General features: G+C 71.7%; 13 protein-coding genes. 5 read left to right on the forward strand and 8 right to left on the reverse strand.

Translation table 11 applies throughout. From position 1 onward, the window contains the following. Positions 1-13: 13 nt before the first annotated feature. The 4 genes from ETD83_RS44255 (at position 14) to ETD83_RS07305 (ending at position 3752) form a co-directional block, all read left to right on the forward strand. Positions 14-385 (forward strand): MBL fold metallo-hydrolase, encoded by a 372-nt coding sequence (locus ETD83_RS44255; protein WP_268920420.1) that lies wholly within the window; start codon positions 14-16, stop codon positions 383-385. Positions 386-417: 32 nt separating this feature from the next. Further along, positions 418-1167, forward strand: coding sequence for an SDR family NAD(P)-dependent oxidoreductase (locus ETD83_RS07295; protein ID WP_138644288.1), 750 nt, complete (start codon positions 418-420; stop codon positions 1165-1167). Between the two features lie 8 nt (positions 1168-1175). Continuing rightward, positions 1176-2210 carry a threonine aldolase family protein gene (locus ETD83_RS07300; protein WP_138644289.1) on the forward strand — a complete coding sequence of 345 codons (1035 nt, stop codon included), beginning with the start codon at positions 1176-1178 and terminating at the stop codon, positions 2208-2210. Positions 2211-2354: 144 nt separating this feature from the next. Next, positions 2355-3752 carry a peptide ligase PGM1-related protein gene (locus tag ETD83_RS07305; protein WP_138644290.1) on the forward strand — a complete coding sequence of 466 codons (1398 nt, stop codon included), beginning with the start codon at positions 2355-2357 and terminating at the stop codon, positions 3750-3752. Between the two features lie 18 nt (positions 3753-3770). Here the strand turns inward: ETD83_RS07305 and ETD83_RS07310 are convergent, their stop codons facing one another. The 7 genes from ETD83_RS07310 to ETD83_RS07340 are packed head-to-tail and all read right to left on the reverse strand — an operon-like array spanning position 3771 to position 10797. Further along, positions 3771-4991, reverse strand: coding sequence for a dipeptidase (locus ETD83_RS07310; RefSeq protein ID WP_138644291.1), 1221 nt, complete (start codon positions 4989-4991; stop codon positions 3771-3773). Then, positions 4988-6031: a ketopantoate reductase family protein gene (locus ETD83_RS07315; RefSeq protein ID WP_138644292.1), complete on the reverse strand. Its 1044-nt coding sequence runs from the start codon at positions 6029-6031 to the stop codon at positions 4988-4990. Before ETD83_RS07315 ends, ETD83_RS07310 begins: the two co-directional genes overlap by 4 nt. Further along, entirely contained in the window at positions 6031-6798 is a 768-nt protein-coding gene (locus tag ETD83_RS07320; protein WP_138644293.1) for an SDR family NAD(P)-dependent oxidoreductase, read from the reverse strand. Before ETD83_RS07320 ends, ETD83_RS07315 begins: the two co-directional genes overlap by 1 nt. 22 nt (positions 6799-6820) lie before the next feature. After that, positions 6821-7663: an ABC transporter permease gene (locus ETD83_RS07325; RefSeq protein ID WP_138644294.1), complete on the reverse strand. Its 843-nt coding sequence runs from the start codon at positions 7661-7663 to the stop codon at positions 6821-6823. Next, positions 7663-8562, reverse strand: coding sequence for an ABC transporter permease (locus tag ETD83_RS07330; protein WP_138644295.1), 900 nt, complete (start codon positions 8560-8562; stop codon positions 7663-7665). Before ETD83_RS07330 ends, ETD83_RS07325 begins: the two co-directional genes overlap by 1 nt. Continuing rightward, positions 8559-9686, reverse strand: a complete 1128-nt coding sequence (locus ETD83_RS07335; protein WP_138644296.1) for an ABC transporter ATP-binding protein — start codon at positions 9684-9686, stop codon at positions 8559-8561. The genes ETD83_RS07330 and ETD83_RS07335 overlap by 4 nt, the downstream gene beginning before the upstream one ends. 13 nt (positions 9687-9699) lie before the next feature. Continuing rightward, the gene (locus ETD83_RS07340) at positions 9700-10797 is read right to left on the reverse strand and encodes an ABC transporter substrate-binding protein (RefSeq protein WP_138644297.1); all 1098 of its coding nucleotides are present in this window, start codon (positions 10795-10797) and stop codon (positions 9700-9702) included. A gap of 193 nt (positions 10798-10990) precedes the next feature. Between ETD83_RS07340 and ETD83_RS07345 the strand changes: the two genes are divergently transcribed. Beyond that, on the forward strand, positions 10991-12778 hold the full coding sequence (locus ETD83_RS07345; RefSeq protein WP_407921473.1) for a gamma-glutamyltransferase family protein: 1788 nt from the start codon (positions 10991-10993) through the stop codon (positions 12776-12778). 29 nt (positions 12779-12807) lie between these two features. Here ETD83_RS07345 and ETD83_RS07350 read toward each other — a convergent pair whose 3' ends face one another. Then, entirely contained in the window at positions 12808-13476 is a 669-nt protein-coding gene (locus ETD83_RS07350; protein ID WP_138644299.1) for a GntR family transcriptional regulator, read from the reverse strand. Positions 13477-13583 lie beyond the last annotated feature (107 nt).

Here is a 13583-nt window from a genome sequence, read left to right on the forward strand (position 1 = left end):
GCTGCGCGCCGGGATCTACCCGCCCGGATACCGGTTCGCGCCCTGCCCCGGCGTGCTCACGCCGGACGCGGCGGACCTGGGCCCGATCCGGGCGCTGCCGACGCCGGGGCACAGCGCCGACCACACCGCCTACCTGTTCACCGCGGGCGGCACGACCTACGCCTGCACGGGCGACCTCCTCTTCAGCCGGGGACGGATCGTCCTGCCGGGCGCGGAGGACGCCGACGTCCAGGAGCTGCGGCGGTCGCTGGAACGGCTCCGCGACGCTCGGCCCGACGTCCTGCTCCCCGGCCACGGCACGCCGGTGATGGCGGACGCGACCTGGCACATCGCGCAGGCCCTCGCCGCCTTCGACCTGGGGCGGCTGCCCGCCTCCTTCACCTGACCCGGCTCCATTACCGACCCTAGGAACGTTCCATGAGCAGAAGCGTCATCGTCACCGGCGGTGGGGGCGGCATCGGATCCGCCATCACCCGCCGCCTCGCCGCGCCCGGCCGGACCGTCGTCGTCTTCGAGGCCGGGCCGGACGCCGTCGAACGCGCCCGCGCCGAGCTGGCAGGGGTGGCCGAGGTGATGGCGGTGGACGCGGGCGACCCGGCCGCGATCGGCGCGGCCGTCACCGCGGCCGCCGCCGCGCACGGGGCGCCGGAGATCCTGGTGAACTGCGCGGCCGTGACCGGTGCCCCCGCCAAGGCGTCCCTCCTCGACACGTCCGACGAGCTGCTGGCGCGCGTCCTCGCGGTCAACACCGTCGGGCCGTTCATCTGCGCCCGCGAGGCCGCGCGGCACATGGTCGCGGCGGGCGGCGGCACGATCGTCAACATCGGGTCGATCGCCGCGCACCGGGGCCAGCTCGACGCGTCCGCCTACACCGTCAGCAAGTCCGCGATGACCGGGCTGACCCGCGCGCTCGCCATGGAGCTCGGGCCGGCGGGCGTCCGGGTCGTCCAGGTCGACCCGGGCGACATCAGCACCTCCCGCAGCGACCGGCTCGTCGAGCTGGTCGAGACCGACCGGGCCCGCTCGGGCGTCTCGGGCCTGCCGCCGCTCGGCCGCCGCGGGCGGCCGGAGGAGATCGCCGAGGTGGTCGCGTTCCTCTGCTCGCCGGGGGCCTCGTTCGTCTCCGGCACCCAGATCGTCGTCGACGGCGGATACCTCGCCGGATAGGGGCCCTCATGATCGACCTTCGCTCCGACGTCAAGACGCTGCCCACCGAGGGCATGCTGCGCGCGATGACCACCGCCCCGCTCGGCGACGAGCAGGAGCGCGAGGACCCGACCGTCCGCGCCCTGGAGGACGACCTCACCGAGCTGCTCGGCCAGGAGGCGGCCGTCTTCGTCCCCTCCGCGACCATGGCCAACCAGATCGCGACGCTGTGCCTGGTGGAGCGCGGCCAGGAGATCGTCGGGGAGCAGCACCGCCACATGTTCCGGTACGAGGCGGGCGGCCCCGCCTACCTCGCCGGCGCCGTCGTCACCGGCCTGCCGGGGACGGCCGGGGTGTTCACCGGGGACCAGGTCCGCGAGATCGCCCAGCTCCGGGACTCCGAGCACCGGCCCCGCACCGCGCTCGCCCTCGTGGAGAACACCCACAACGTCTCCGGCGGGCGGGTCTGGCCGCTCCCCGCGCTGGACGACCTCTACGACACCCGCGACGAGCTGGGGCTCGCCGTCCACATCGACGGGGCCCGCCTCTTCAACGCGTCCGTGGCGCTGGACGTCCCGCCCGCCCGGATCACCGCGCGGGCGCGTACCGTCGCCGTCTGCTTCTCCAAGGGCCTCGGCGGCCCGGCGGGCGCGGCCCTCGTAGGCCGCGCCGACGTGCTCGCCCCCGCCCGCCGGATCCGCCAGATGCTCGGCGGCTCGCTCCGCCAGGCGGGCGTCCTGGCGGGCGCCGCACGGTACGCGCTCGAGCACAACATCGCGCGGCTGGCCGACGACCACGCGAACGCGCGCACCCTCGCGGGCCTGCTCGCCGAGGGCGGCCTCCCCGTCGACCCCGCCGGGACCGGCACCAACTTCGTCTTCCTCGACGTGGCGCCGCTCGGCCTCGCGCGCGACGCCGCCCGGGACCGGCTGCGCGCCGGCGGGGTCCTGTGGTCCAACTCGCACCACCCCACGCTCCTGCGCGCCGTCACCCACCTGGGCCACTCCAAGGCCGACGTCCACACCGCCGCGACCCGCACGATCCGCGCCCTGACCACCGGCTGAACGCCGCCGGGAGAATCCTTGGCCTGATTTTGGGACTGACCGAGGGCCGATTGGAAAGTACCTCCCTCGACGTGAAATCCCCCGGCGGCTTCCGGCACCACCTCGGACGGACAGGCCGTCAGCGCGCGAAAAGTGGGGGGTCCCGTGCTGGACATCGCGGTCTACTCGATGCACTACAGCCCGAGGGTCCTGCGCGAACTCCCCTATGTCGAGTATTTCGTCGAGCGCGGGCTGACCCATCTGGCGGGCCTGCGGGGTTCGCGCGACCGGCTCATCGTTCTGACGTCGCGGCCGGTCGTCCAGGACGTCCTGTCGTACCACCTGCGTGAGGTGTGCGGCATGAGCGAGGCGGAGGAGGCCGCCGCGCGCGGCCGTCTGACGCTGATGACGGCGGGTCCGGCGGAGAACGCGTCGCTGGCCGAGGCGCTGTGCAGTGACGCGGCGGCGATGGCGCGGCTGCGGCGCGAGGTGGAGGGCGCGGACCGGGCGCGGCTGCACATGTTCGCGGCGGACCCGTCCGGCGAGGAACTGGGGCGGCGGCTCGGCGTGCCGCTGTCGGAGCCCTCCACGGATCTCGCGCGCTACTGGGGCAGCAAGGCGGGCGGCAAGGAGGCGTTCCGGCTCGCGGGCGTCCCGACGGCGCGGTGCGAGCCGTCGCTCTGCCGGTCCGCGGACGAGGTCGCCGTGGCGGCCCTGCGGCTGGCCCGCGGCCCCGGCGCGCCGGAACGGATCATGGTCAAGCTGAACGGCCCCGAGTGGGGGGACGCGATCGGCAACATGGTCGTCGACACGGCCGAGCTGGTCCGGACGGGTGACATCGGCCGCTCGATCGACACGATCCTGCAACCGTGGCCCGACTTCAGCTCGGAGATCGCCGCCGAGGGCGCGGTGGTGGAGGAGTTCCTGGCCGACGCCGAATGCTCGCCCAGCGGCCAGGGGATCATCACGCCGGACGGTGAGGTCAGGGTCGTGTCGAGCCATCAGCAGATCGTCCGGTCCGGTCAGTACGTCGGCTGCGAGTTCCCGGCTCCCGAAAGGTTCGTGGACCAGATCCGCGAGGCCGTGGAGAGGACGGGACGCGTCCTCGCCGAGCGCGGGATGCGCGGCTCGTTCGGCATCGATTTCATCGGGCGGCGCGACGGCTCCCTCGTCGCGGTGGAGATCAACGCCCGGAAGGTCGCGACGTCGCACGTCCTGGACACCGTGGAGGCGGCGGCGCGGGCGCGGCTCGGCGCCGACGGGCGGACGCCGTCCGGGCCGGTGCGGTACGTCCACCGCCGGTTGCACGCCGACGAGATGAGGAGCCTCTCGCCTGGGGAGGCCGTGGCGCTTCTGCGCCGGGCAGGGCTTCTCTACGACCGCGCGCGGGGAACGGGCGTCCTGCTGCACATCCTCGGCGCGCTGCCCGAGCACGGCTACGTCGAGGCGACCGCCGTGCATCGCACCCGCGAGCAGGCCGTCGCCGTGCTCGCGGACGCCGAGTCACTGCTCCTGACCACGGCCGCCCCCGGGAAGAAGGCGCTCAACCGCCTCGCCCCCTAGGAACCCTTAGGAGCCGGCTCAGTGCCAGATCGTCCGCAGGACGCGCATCACGTTGCCGCCCGTGACCTTGAGGATGTCCTCGTCGCTCCAGCCCTCCCGGACGAGCCATCCCACGATGTTGTGGAAGCACTCGCTGGGGTTCTCCAGCCCGGCGACGTGGTCAACCGTGGGGTGGTCCGGCGTCCCGGTCGCCTGGTGGACGCCGAAGTTGGCGGCGAAGACGCGGTGCGAGCCGACGTGGTCGCCGTACATGGTGTCGGGGCCGAACGCGACGTGGTCGATGCCCATGAGCTCGACGCAGTACATGAAGTGGTCCATCACCGAGTCGAGGGTGTGAACCGGGTGGTCCGGCGAGATGGTGGTGTGCGGGGCGGCCTCCAGGCCGAGCACGCCGCCCGACTCGGCGCAGGCCCGGAGGACGTCGTCGGGCTTGAGGCGCGGGATCGGCCACAGCGCGCGGGCCCCGGCATGGGTGATCAGCACCGGCCGCTCCGACGCCTCGATGGTGTCCAGCGAGGTCCGGTCGCCGGAGTGCGAGACGTCGATGACGATGCCGAGCTTGTTCATCCGCTCCACGGCCCGCCTGCCGAAGACGGTGAGGCCGCCGTCGCCCGCCTCCTTGAGGCCGCTGCCGAGGGCGTTCGACTCGGAGTACGCGATCCCCATCTGGCGGATGCCGAAGCCGTAGAGGATGTCGAGCCGGTCCAGCTCGTTCTCGATGGGCGTCGAGCATTCCAGGCCCATGACCATCGCGAGCCCGCCCCGCCGGTGCGCCTCCTCGATGTCGGAGACGCGGTGCGCGACGCGGACGTAGTCCTGGTGGGCGATGTCGGACAGCCGCATCCCGAGGTCGTACAGGACGTCGTCCCATTTCCAGCCCGATCTGCTGGTCACGCAGCAGGTGCCGCCGAGGAGGTTGTCGAAGACGGCGGTGAGGCCGGAGCGCGAGAGCCCCTCGTACGCCGTGTGCTGGCGGCCGGTGCGGATGTAGTCCAGCGCCTGGTCGAGGTTCTGGGCGTGCCGCGTGGGGTGGTCGTGCAGGCTGATGATGACGTTGTCGTTGATCAGCGCCTGCCGCCGCTCGTCCTGCTCCGGCGTGAGTCCGAGGTCGTGGGCGGGGAGCCGGTCCAGCTCGGGCGCGAGGTCGAAGGTCTCGTAGTCGGCGCCCTCGTCCAGGTAGGAGAAGGAGCGGTATCCCTCGTGGCGGGGAGCGCGGTAAGGGAGTCCGGCGGCGGTCATGCGGTCGTCCCCTTCGGGTTCGTCGGTGACTTCGTCAGTGACGCGAGATGGTCCAGGCAGGCGGTGCCGCGCTCGACGGTGCCCTGTTCCGCGCCGTGGACGAGGTCCAGCAGGCCGGTCAGGAGCGGCACGTCGCGGCCCTGTTCGCGGGCGAGCGCGACGACCGGGCCGACGATCTGGTCGACCTCGGTCTGGCGGTGGTGGACGGCGAGGTCGCGCCAGACGCCGGTGCGTCCGAGGCCGTGGGCGCGCCAGTAGTCCTGCTGCGCCTTCCAGGCCGCGTCCGCGCGGGCGGCGTCGCGGGAAACGGCGGTGAAGACGGCGGGGTCGAAGCCGTCGAGGGCGACGCACCGGACGCCGACCGCCGCAGCGACTCCGGCCACTTCAGCGACCAGGGCCTCGAACATGGGGCGGTACTCCGGCCAGCCGAAGATGACCGGGACATCCTCGTCGACGAGGGCCGTCGCGATGTACGCCGCGCCCACGGCGGCCTTGCTCCACAGCGCGCCCGCGATGTTGCCGGTCGCCTCTGCCTGGTGGAAATCCCTGGTGAAGGTGTCGGCGAGTTCCTGCGTCCGCGCGGACGGACGTCCGTCCATCTCGCCCACGAGCAGGGTGCCGGGGCCCATGTAGTGGATCACGCCGGGTGATGCGTAGTAGCCGCCGAAGGTGAGCAGCGACCCGACGACCCGCTCCTCCCCCACCAGGGCGCCGATCTTGGCCTCTTCCAGCCCGTTCTGCATGGAGACGACATATCCGTCGCCGGTCAGGAGCGGGGCGATCGGCTCCAGGGCGGCGCCGGTGTGCCGTGCCTTCACCGCGAGCAGGACGGTGCTCAGCGGCTCGTCCAGCTCGGAGATGTGGAGGGCGCGGACGGCGACGGTCCGTTCGACGTGGCCGGTCAGCGTCAGGCCGTTCGCCTTGATGGCCTCGACGTGCTCCTCGTTCGCGTCGACCACCGTGACGTCGTGCCCGGCCGGGACGAGATGAGCCGCGACGATGCCGCCGATCGCGCCCGCTCCGATGATGTGGATCTTCATCACATCTCCGAGGTCTCGGGCATCTGGGTGCGTCCGGCGTGCGAGCCGCCGCTGATGTCGATGACGGCGCCGGTTGTCCAGGCGGACGCGTCGGAGAGCAGGAACGCGGCCGCGTGGGCGATGTCGTCCGGTGCGCCGGTCCGTCCCAGGGGCGTGAGGTCGAGCTGGAGGGCGAAGTAGGGGTGCAGGCCCTCGTCGCCCTTGTGCTGGACCTCGTCCAGGACGAGCCCGGGCTGGATGGCGTTGGCGCGGATCCCGTGCGGGCCGCCCTCGATCGCGGTGACGGCGGTCAGCGAGTTCACCGCGGCCTTGGAGCCGCTGTAGTGGCTGCCGCCGGTGCGCGGCGAGGTCGCCGCGCAGGAGCTGATGTTGACGATCGATCCGGCGGTGCCCCGCTCGATCCAGCGCAGCATCATCGCGCGGGTGGTGAGCATGCTGCCGCGCGCGTTGATGGCGAACACGCGGTCCCACTCCTCCACCGTCATCTTCGTCAGCGGCAGGTTCGGGTAGTGGCCGTGCGAGTTCACGAGGCCGTCGAACCGGCCGAGGGAGTCTTCGAGCCCGGTCACCGCCGCCTCGACGCCGTCCTGGTCGGAGACGTCGCAGGAGGTGTACCGGAAGTCGTCGCCCTCCGGGACCCGGGCGGTCTCGCCGAGGTCGGCGCCGCCGACCCGGGCACCGGCGTCGAGCAGCGCCCGGACGAGCGCGCGTCCGATCCGGCCGTTGCAGCCGGTGACCAGGACGGTCCGGTTCCCCAGGTCCGTCATGAGAGGGCCTCCTTCGTATCCGTCACTTCTGGCTCTCCTGGGTGCGGCGCAGGGCCTCCATGGCGTTGCCCCGCTTGAGCAGCACCGCCGCCACGATGACGAGCGCCACGCTGAACAGGATCATCAGCGACGACAGCGCCGCGACAGTCGGGTCCTGGTGCTTGATCGTGTAGTTGAACAGGGCGATCGGAAGCGTCTCGGTCCCCGGCTTCAGCAGGAAGATCGTGGACTCAAGCTGGTCGAAGGAGACGATGAACGCGAACAGCGCCCCCACGGTGATCGAGACCCGGATCTGCGGCAGGACGATCTGGCGGAACGTCGTGAACGGCGAGGCCCCGAGATCGCGGGACGCCTCTTCGAGGCTCCGGTCGAGGCCGACCATCGCCGCGCTCACCAGCGTGACCACGAAGGGCAGCGAGATGACCGCGTGCGACACCACGACCGACCACAGCTGCCCGTAGCCGCCGATCTTCGCGAAGAAGACGAAGAGGCCCACGCCCAGGACGATCTTGGGCACGACGAGCGACGCGAGAATGGCCCCTGAGATCAGCCCCTTCGCGAACAGCCGCCCGCGCACGAACGCGTAGGAGGCCATCGCCCCGATGACGGTCGCGAGCACGGTCGACAGCGCCGCGAGGACCAGCGAGTAGACGGCGGAGTTCCCGAACTCCGGGACCTGGAAGATGTTCTCGTACCACTTGAGCGAGAAGCCCGGCGGCGGGAACTTGTTGTAGGACACGCTGCTGAACGAGTTCAGGATCACCACGACCAGCGGCGCGAGCACGAAGAAGACGCACAGCGCGGTGATCACGTGCAGGATCAGCCTGCGCACGCGGGCCGCCCGGAACGTGGAAGAAGAAGCCATCACTTCACCTTCGTCCTGCGCGAGACGGCGCCGAAGACCAGGACGGCGGCGAGCGCGCCCACCAGCAGCACCGTGCTCTCCACGGACGCGATCGGCCACTCGACGGAACTGGTGTCGTTGTAGATGGTCACCGGCAGGAACTTGACCCGTCCGCCGCCCAGGATCGACGGGATCACCAGCGACCCGAGCACCAGCGTGAAGCAGATCTGCGCCCCCGCGACCAGACCCGGCAGCGACAGCCGGAACGTGACCCGGCGGAACGTCGTGAACCAGCTCGCGCCGAGATCGGACGACGACTCCAGCACCTCCGGCTCGATCTGCTGTAGCGACGTGTAGACCGGGTAGACGACGAACGGCAGGAACATGTGGACCATGCCGATGACCACGCCGCTGGTCTGGAACAGCAGCTCGGGCGGGTTGTCGCTGATGTGGGCGACGTCGAGGAACCAGGCGAGCGGGCCGTGGTCGGCGAGGACGACCTGCCACCCGTACGCCCGGACGACCGAGCTGACCAGCATGGGCAGGAAGGCGACGACGCCGAGCGTGACCCGCAGCCAGTCGCTGCCCGTCCGCCACATCGCGTAGGCGAGCGGATAGCTGACCAGCACCGAGAACACGGTGGCGATCGCCGCGATCTTGACCGTGCTCAGCAGGATGTCGATGTAGTAGCCGTCGGTCAGGAATGACTTGTAGTGCTCCAGCGTGAAGCCCGAGTCGCCGATCCCGTTGTCCTCGGTCGTGCCGAAGCCGTACCGGAAGAAGATCACCATCGGGACGAGGAAGAACAGGACGACCAGCAGCAGCGCCGGGAGCAGCAGGAACCAGCCCGCGGCGGCGGAACGCGCGCGGGCCGCGGAACGGCCGCGGCCGCGCGGCTTCGAGGACGTCGCGGCGGTCATGAGGCCAGGGCGATCGCCGCGTTCGGGTCCCAGCCGACGCGGATCCTCGCGCCGATCGGATACGGGGTCTCGACCCCCGTCCGGGGCACCTCGGCCACCAGTTCCTGGGCGTTGCCGTCCAGCCGGACGCGGTAGCGGATCGAGCCGCCGAAGAAGACGACCTCCTCGACCGCGGCGTCCGCGACGTTCGCGCAGTCCAGTTCCTCACCGACGCGGACGCGCTCGTACCGCAGGCTGAGCGCCTTGCAGCCGCCGTCGCCTTCGCCACCGGCGGCGGCGCGGTCCGGCGCCGCGAACGTCCGGCCGCCGACGGTCATCCGGCCGTCGCGCACCGGCTCGTCCAGCTCCAGCAGGTTGGTGTCGCCGATGAAGTCGGCCACGAACGCCGACCTCGGCTCGTCGTAGATCTCCTGCGGGCTGCCGATCTGCTGGACGCGGCCGTCCTTCATGACCGCGATCGCGTCGGACATCGTCATCGCCTCGCCCTGGTCGTGGGTGACGAAGACGAACGTGGTGCCGACCTCGCGCTGGATCCGCTTGAGCTCCAGCTGCATCTGGAGCCGCAGCTTGAGGTCCAGGGAGGCGAGCGGCTCGTCCAGCAGCAGGACCCGCGGCTCGATCGCCAGGGCCCGCGCGAGCGCCACCCGCTGCTGCTGCCCGCCGGACAGCTGGCTGGGCCGCTTCGCGCTGTGCTCCTCCAGCCCGACCAGCGCGAGCAGCTCGTCCACCCGCGCGCGGATCCGCTGCTTGCCGGTCTTCCGCAGGCGGAGCCCGTACGCCACGTTGTCCCGGACGTTCATGTGCGGGAACAGCGCCCAGCGCTGGAAGACCATCGCGGTGGGGCGCCGGTTCGGGGGCGTGTCGGTCATGTCCCGCCCGGCGATGTGGAGCGTTCCGGCGTCCGGGGACTCGAATCCGCTGATCACGCGGAGCAGGGTGGACTTCCCGCAGCCGCTCGGCCCGAGCAGCGAGAAGAACGAACCGTCCGGGACGTCGATCGACACGCCGTCGAGCGCGACCGCCCCCTGGAACGCCTTCCGGACGCCCCGGATCTCGACCGCGTGCGGCACCCCGGCCTGCGACGGCTCGGCGTGCGGCGGCCCGGCCTGGCCCTGGTCACTCATCGGGAGTACGGCCTCACTTCATCCGTGACTTGACTTCGCTGTCCCAGCGCTTGCGCCATTCGGCGTCCTGGGAGGCGATCGCGCCCCAGTCGAACTGCATCGCCTTCTGCCCGACCTCGGGCTGGAGCGCGGGGTCCTTCTTCTGCCGCTCGGTCAGCACCGCGTTGTCGGTCGCGGCGATGGTGCCGGTGAGATCGGCGTAGCGGCCGGCGTTCTTGGCGTCGAGCAGCCGGTTGATGATCTGCTGCGCGACGTCCTTCTGCTCCGAGTTCAGGTTCGACACCATGGCGAGATAGGCGGGGAACGAGACCGCGCCCTCCGCCGGGGTGACGTACTCGAAGGGGGCGCCGCCCTTGATCCAGTCCTTGGAGATCCCGTACCACCAGTAGCTCAGCGCCGCGTCGCCGCTGGACATCAGGTTGAGCAGCTGGTCGTTGGAGTTGAGCAGCGCCTTGAACTGGCTCGCGTGCTCGGCCCACACCTTGAACCCCGCGTCGATCTGGGTCTCGCTGCCGCCGTTCAGCCGCGCCGCCAGCACGAGCGGGATCCACTGGTAGTCGAAGACCGCGACCTTCCCGGCGAAGGCCGGGTCCCACAGCGCCTTCCACGAGGTGGGCGAGGCCGGGGCGACCTTCTTGTTGTGGAGCAGCCCGGCGACGGTGAGCTGGTACCCGGCGCCCATGTTGTCCTTCACCTGGTAGGGCTTGAGGACGTGGGACATGTTCGGCACGGCGGACGGGTTCAGCGCGTCCCACATCTCGTCCTCGACGCCCTGCGCGAAGGTGGAGGCGTTGAAGAACCCGAAGTCGACGTAGTTGTCGTCGGGCGTCGTCTTCTTGGCCGCGACCATCTTCGGATAGGTCACGGTGTTGTTGGACTCGACGAAGTCGATCGAGACCTCGGGGTTCTCGGCCAGGAACTGCTTGACCACCTCGCGGGGCAGGACGCCCTGGTTCGAGCCGGCCCAGATGAACATGTTCAGGTGCAGCTTGCCGTCCTTGGACCCGCCGCCGCCCAGCGATCCGCAGCCCCCGAGGGCCATGGCGGCCGCGGCGCCTCCCGCGAGGCCGAGGAGGCGGCGCCGGCTGAGGACGGGCTCCGGTGCGTTCATGGTCACTACTCCTCGGAATCCACGGACGGTGCGGGCGTCGGATATCGGTCGGACGGTGCCGTCTTCGGGCACGTGAGGGATGACGGTATACGATTCGACGTCACGCGACAAGATAGTCCCACGTCGCGAGATGGGCGGTAGGCGTTCTCGTATACAGTCCTCGGATTCCCTCGATCATTTCGCCCCCCGGGAGTTGAGCCCATTGCAGACCCGTCCGGAACTGAACGGCAGCTTCGGGATGGTGGCCAGCACCCACTGGCTCGCGTCCACGTCGGCGATGAACGTGCTGGAGCGGGGCGGCAACGCGGCCGACGCGGCCGTGGCGGCGGGGTTCGTCATGCAGATCGTCGAGCCGCACCTGTGCGGGCCCGGGGGCGACCTGGTGGCGCTGACCTGGAGCGGGCGGGAGCAGGCGACCAGCGTGATCTGCGGCCAGGGGGTGTCGCCCGCCGCCGCCACGGCGGAGCACTTCGCCGGCCTCTCGCTCGGCCTGGTACCGGGCAGCGGGCCGCTGGCGGCCGTGGTCCCCGGCGCGTTCGACGGCTGGCTCTCGATGCTCGCCCGCTGGGGGACCTGGGAGCTGGCGGACGTCCTCGCCTACGCGATCCACTACGCCGAGACCGGCTTCCCGCTGCTGGCGACGACGAGCGCGGCCATCGACGCCGTCCGCCCGCTGTTCCTCGGCCACTGGCCCACGTCGGCGGCGGTGTGGCTGGACGGCACCGAAGCCCCTGCGCCGAAGGACTGGTGGCGGCTGCCCGCGACCGGGGCGACCTACCGGCGCATCCTCGCCGAAGCGACCGGAACGACGCGCGAGCAGCGGATCCAGGCGGCCAGGGACGCCTTCTACCGGGGCTTCGTCGCCGAGGCCATCGAGCGTTTCCAGGCCACCGCCTGGCGCGACTCGTCCGGTGAGGACCACGCCGGACTGCTCACCGGGGACGACCTCGCCGCCTGGAGCGCCTCGGTCGAGGCCCCGGTGTCGGCGCCGTTCGCGGACCGCTACACCGTGTTCAAGGCGGGCCCATGGAGCCAGGGCCCGGTGCTCGCCCAGCAGGTCCGGCTCTTCGACGCGCTCGGCCTGTGGGACCACGAGGTCCGCTCGCCGGACTGGGTGCACCTGATCACCGAGGCGGCCAAGCTCGCCTTCGCCGACCGGGAGGCCTGGTACGGCGACCCCGACCACGCCGACGTCCCCCTCGGCCGCCTGCTGTCCGCGGACTACGCGCGCGAGCGGGCGGCGCTGGTCTCCGAGCTGGCCGACCTCGACCTGCGGCCCGGCCATCCGGACGGGCGCGTCCCGCGGCTGCCGCATCTCACCGCCGCCGCCGGGCCGGAACCGGCCGGGGAACTCGGCGAACCGACCCTCGGCAAGCTGGGCACGGCCCGCGGCGACACCTGCCACGTCGACGTCGTCGACCGCTGGGGCAACCTCGTCTCCGCGACCCCGAGCGGAGGCTGGCTGCAGAGCTCGCCGGTCATCCCCGGGCTCGGCTTCGGGCTGGGAACGCGGGCGCAGATGTTCTATCTCGACCAGGGACGTCCGAATTCGCTGCGGCCCGGCGTCCGCCCCCGCACGACCCTGACGCCGTCTCTGGTGTTCCGCGACGGGGTGCCGTGGATGGCGATGGGCACTCCCGGCGGCGACCAGCAGGACCAGTGGCAGGCCGCGTTCCTGACCGACGTGGTCGCGCAGGACCGGCGGGGCCCGAACGATCTCCAGGCCGCCATCGACGCGCCGCTCTTCCACACCACGCATTTCCCGGCGTCGTTCTACCCCCGCGACTCCCGGCGCGGTGAGCTCGTCATGGAGAGCCGGTTCCCGGAAGCCGTCCGGGAGGAGCTGACCAGGCGGGGCCATCGCGTCGTGGTGCCGGGCCCGTGGCGGCTCGGCCGCCTCACCGCGGTCGCCAAGGAAGGCGGCCGGCTCAAGGCGGCGGCCGACCCGCGCAGCGCGCAGGCGTACGCCGTCGGCCGCTGATCAGCGGCCGGCCGGACAGCCGGTGATCGTCAGCCGGTCCCGGTCAGCCGGGGCATGAGGCGGTGCCGGACGCTGAGGACGTGGGCCCGCGCGGTGGTCTCCGCGAGTTCCTCGGCGCCCATCTCGATCGCGGCGATCAGGGGCTCGTGCTCGTCCCAGGCGTGCGGGTTCTTGAGCGAGGAGTGCTGGAGGAGCAGCCACTGCCCCCGCCGCACCATCGGCAGCGCGACGCTGATGAGGTGGTCGTTGCGCGACATCTCGAAGATCTTCGAGTGCAGCTCGGTGTGCAGGTCGGACAGCTCCTGCGCGCTGCGCCGGGCCCCGTCCTGCTGCGCCATCGCGAGGATCTTCCGCAGCAGGTCCACCGCCGGCTGGGTGACGTGGCGCGCCGCCAGCCGGGCGCCGAGCGGTTCGAGCGCGAGGCGCAGGTCGAACAGATCGTCCGCCTGCTTGACCGACAGCGTGGCCACCGAGGCGCCGCGGCGGGCGAAGACCTGGACGAACCCCTCGGCCTCCAGCGTCCGGAGCGCCTCCCGCACCGGGTTGCGGGACACGCCGAGCTGCTCGGCCAGGTGATCCTCGGGAAGCCGCTCCCCCGGGCTCAGCCCGCCGGTGAGGATCAGCTCCCGGATGCGCCTCGCGACGACGTCACGAAGCGGAAGCTGCGGGTCGGCGACCGCGTCCCCGTTGGTTTCCATGACCGGATTCTCGCACGTCCGGCCAGGTGACGGTCAGGACGATACGGCCGGGCATCGTGGGTAGGGAGGGAATGTCACGGGTGCGGCGGGCCGACCAGGGGACGCGT

This window comes from Actinomadura soli (genome assembly GCF_005889715.1).
Classification (GTDB): domain Bacteria; phylum Actinomycetota; class Actinomycetes; order Streptosporangiales; family Streptosporangiaceae; genus Spirillospora; species Spirillospora soli.

Coding starts and splice junctions, on each gene's coding strand:
- ETD83_RS07295 (WP_138644288.1), top strand. CDS start 418: ATGAGCAGAAGCGTCATCGTCACCGGCGGTGGGGGCGGCATCGGATCC.
- ETD83_RS07300 (WP_138644289.1), top strand. CDS start 1,176: ATGATCGACCTTCGCTCCGACGTCAAGACGCTGCCCACCGAGGGCATG.
- ETD83_RS07310 (WP_138644291.1), bottom strand. CDS start 4,991: ATGACCGCCGCCGGACTCCCTTACCGCGCTCCCCGCCACGAGGGATAC.
- ETD83_RS07315 (WP_138644292.1), bottom strand. CDS start 6,031: ATGAAGATCCACATCATCGGAGCGGGCGCGATCGGCGGCATCGTCGCG.
- ETD83_RS07320 (WP_138644293.1), bottom strand. CDS start 6,798: ATGACGGACCTGGGGAACCGGACCGTCCTGGTCACCGGCTGCAACGGC.
- ETD83_RS07325 (WP_138644294.1), bottom strand. CDS start 7,663: ATGGCTTCTTCTTCCACGTTCCGGGCGGCCCGCGTGCGCAGGCTGATC.
- ETD83_RS07330 (WP_138644295.1), bottom strand. CDS start 8,562: ATGACCGCCGCGACGTCCTCGAAGCCGCGCGGCCGCGGCCGTTCCGCG.
- ETD83_RS07335 (WP_138644296.1), bottom strand. CDS start 9,686: ATGAGTGACCAGGGCCAGGCCGGGCCGCCGCACGCCGAGCCGTCGCAG.
- ETD83_RS07340 (WP_138644297.1), bottom strand. CDS start 10,797: ATGAACGCACCGGAGCCCGTCCTCAGCCGGCGCCGCCTCCTCGGCCTC.
- ETD83_RS07350 (WP_138644299.1), bottom strand. CDS start 13,476: ATGGAAACCAACGGGGACGCGGTCGCCGACCCGCAGCTTCCGCTTCGT.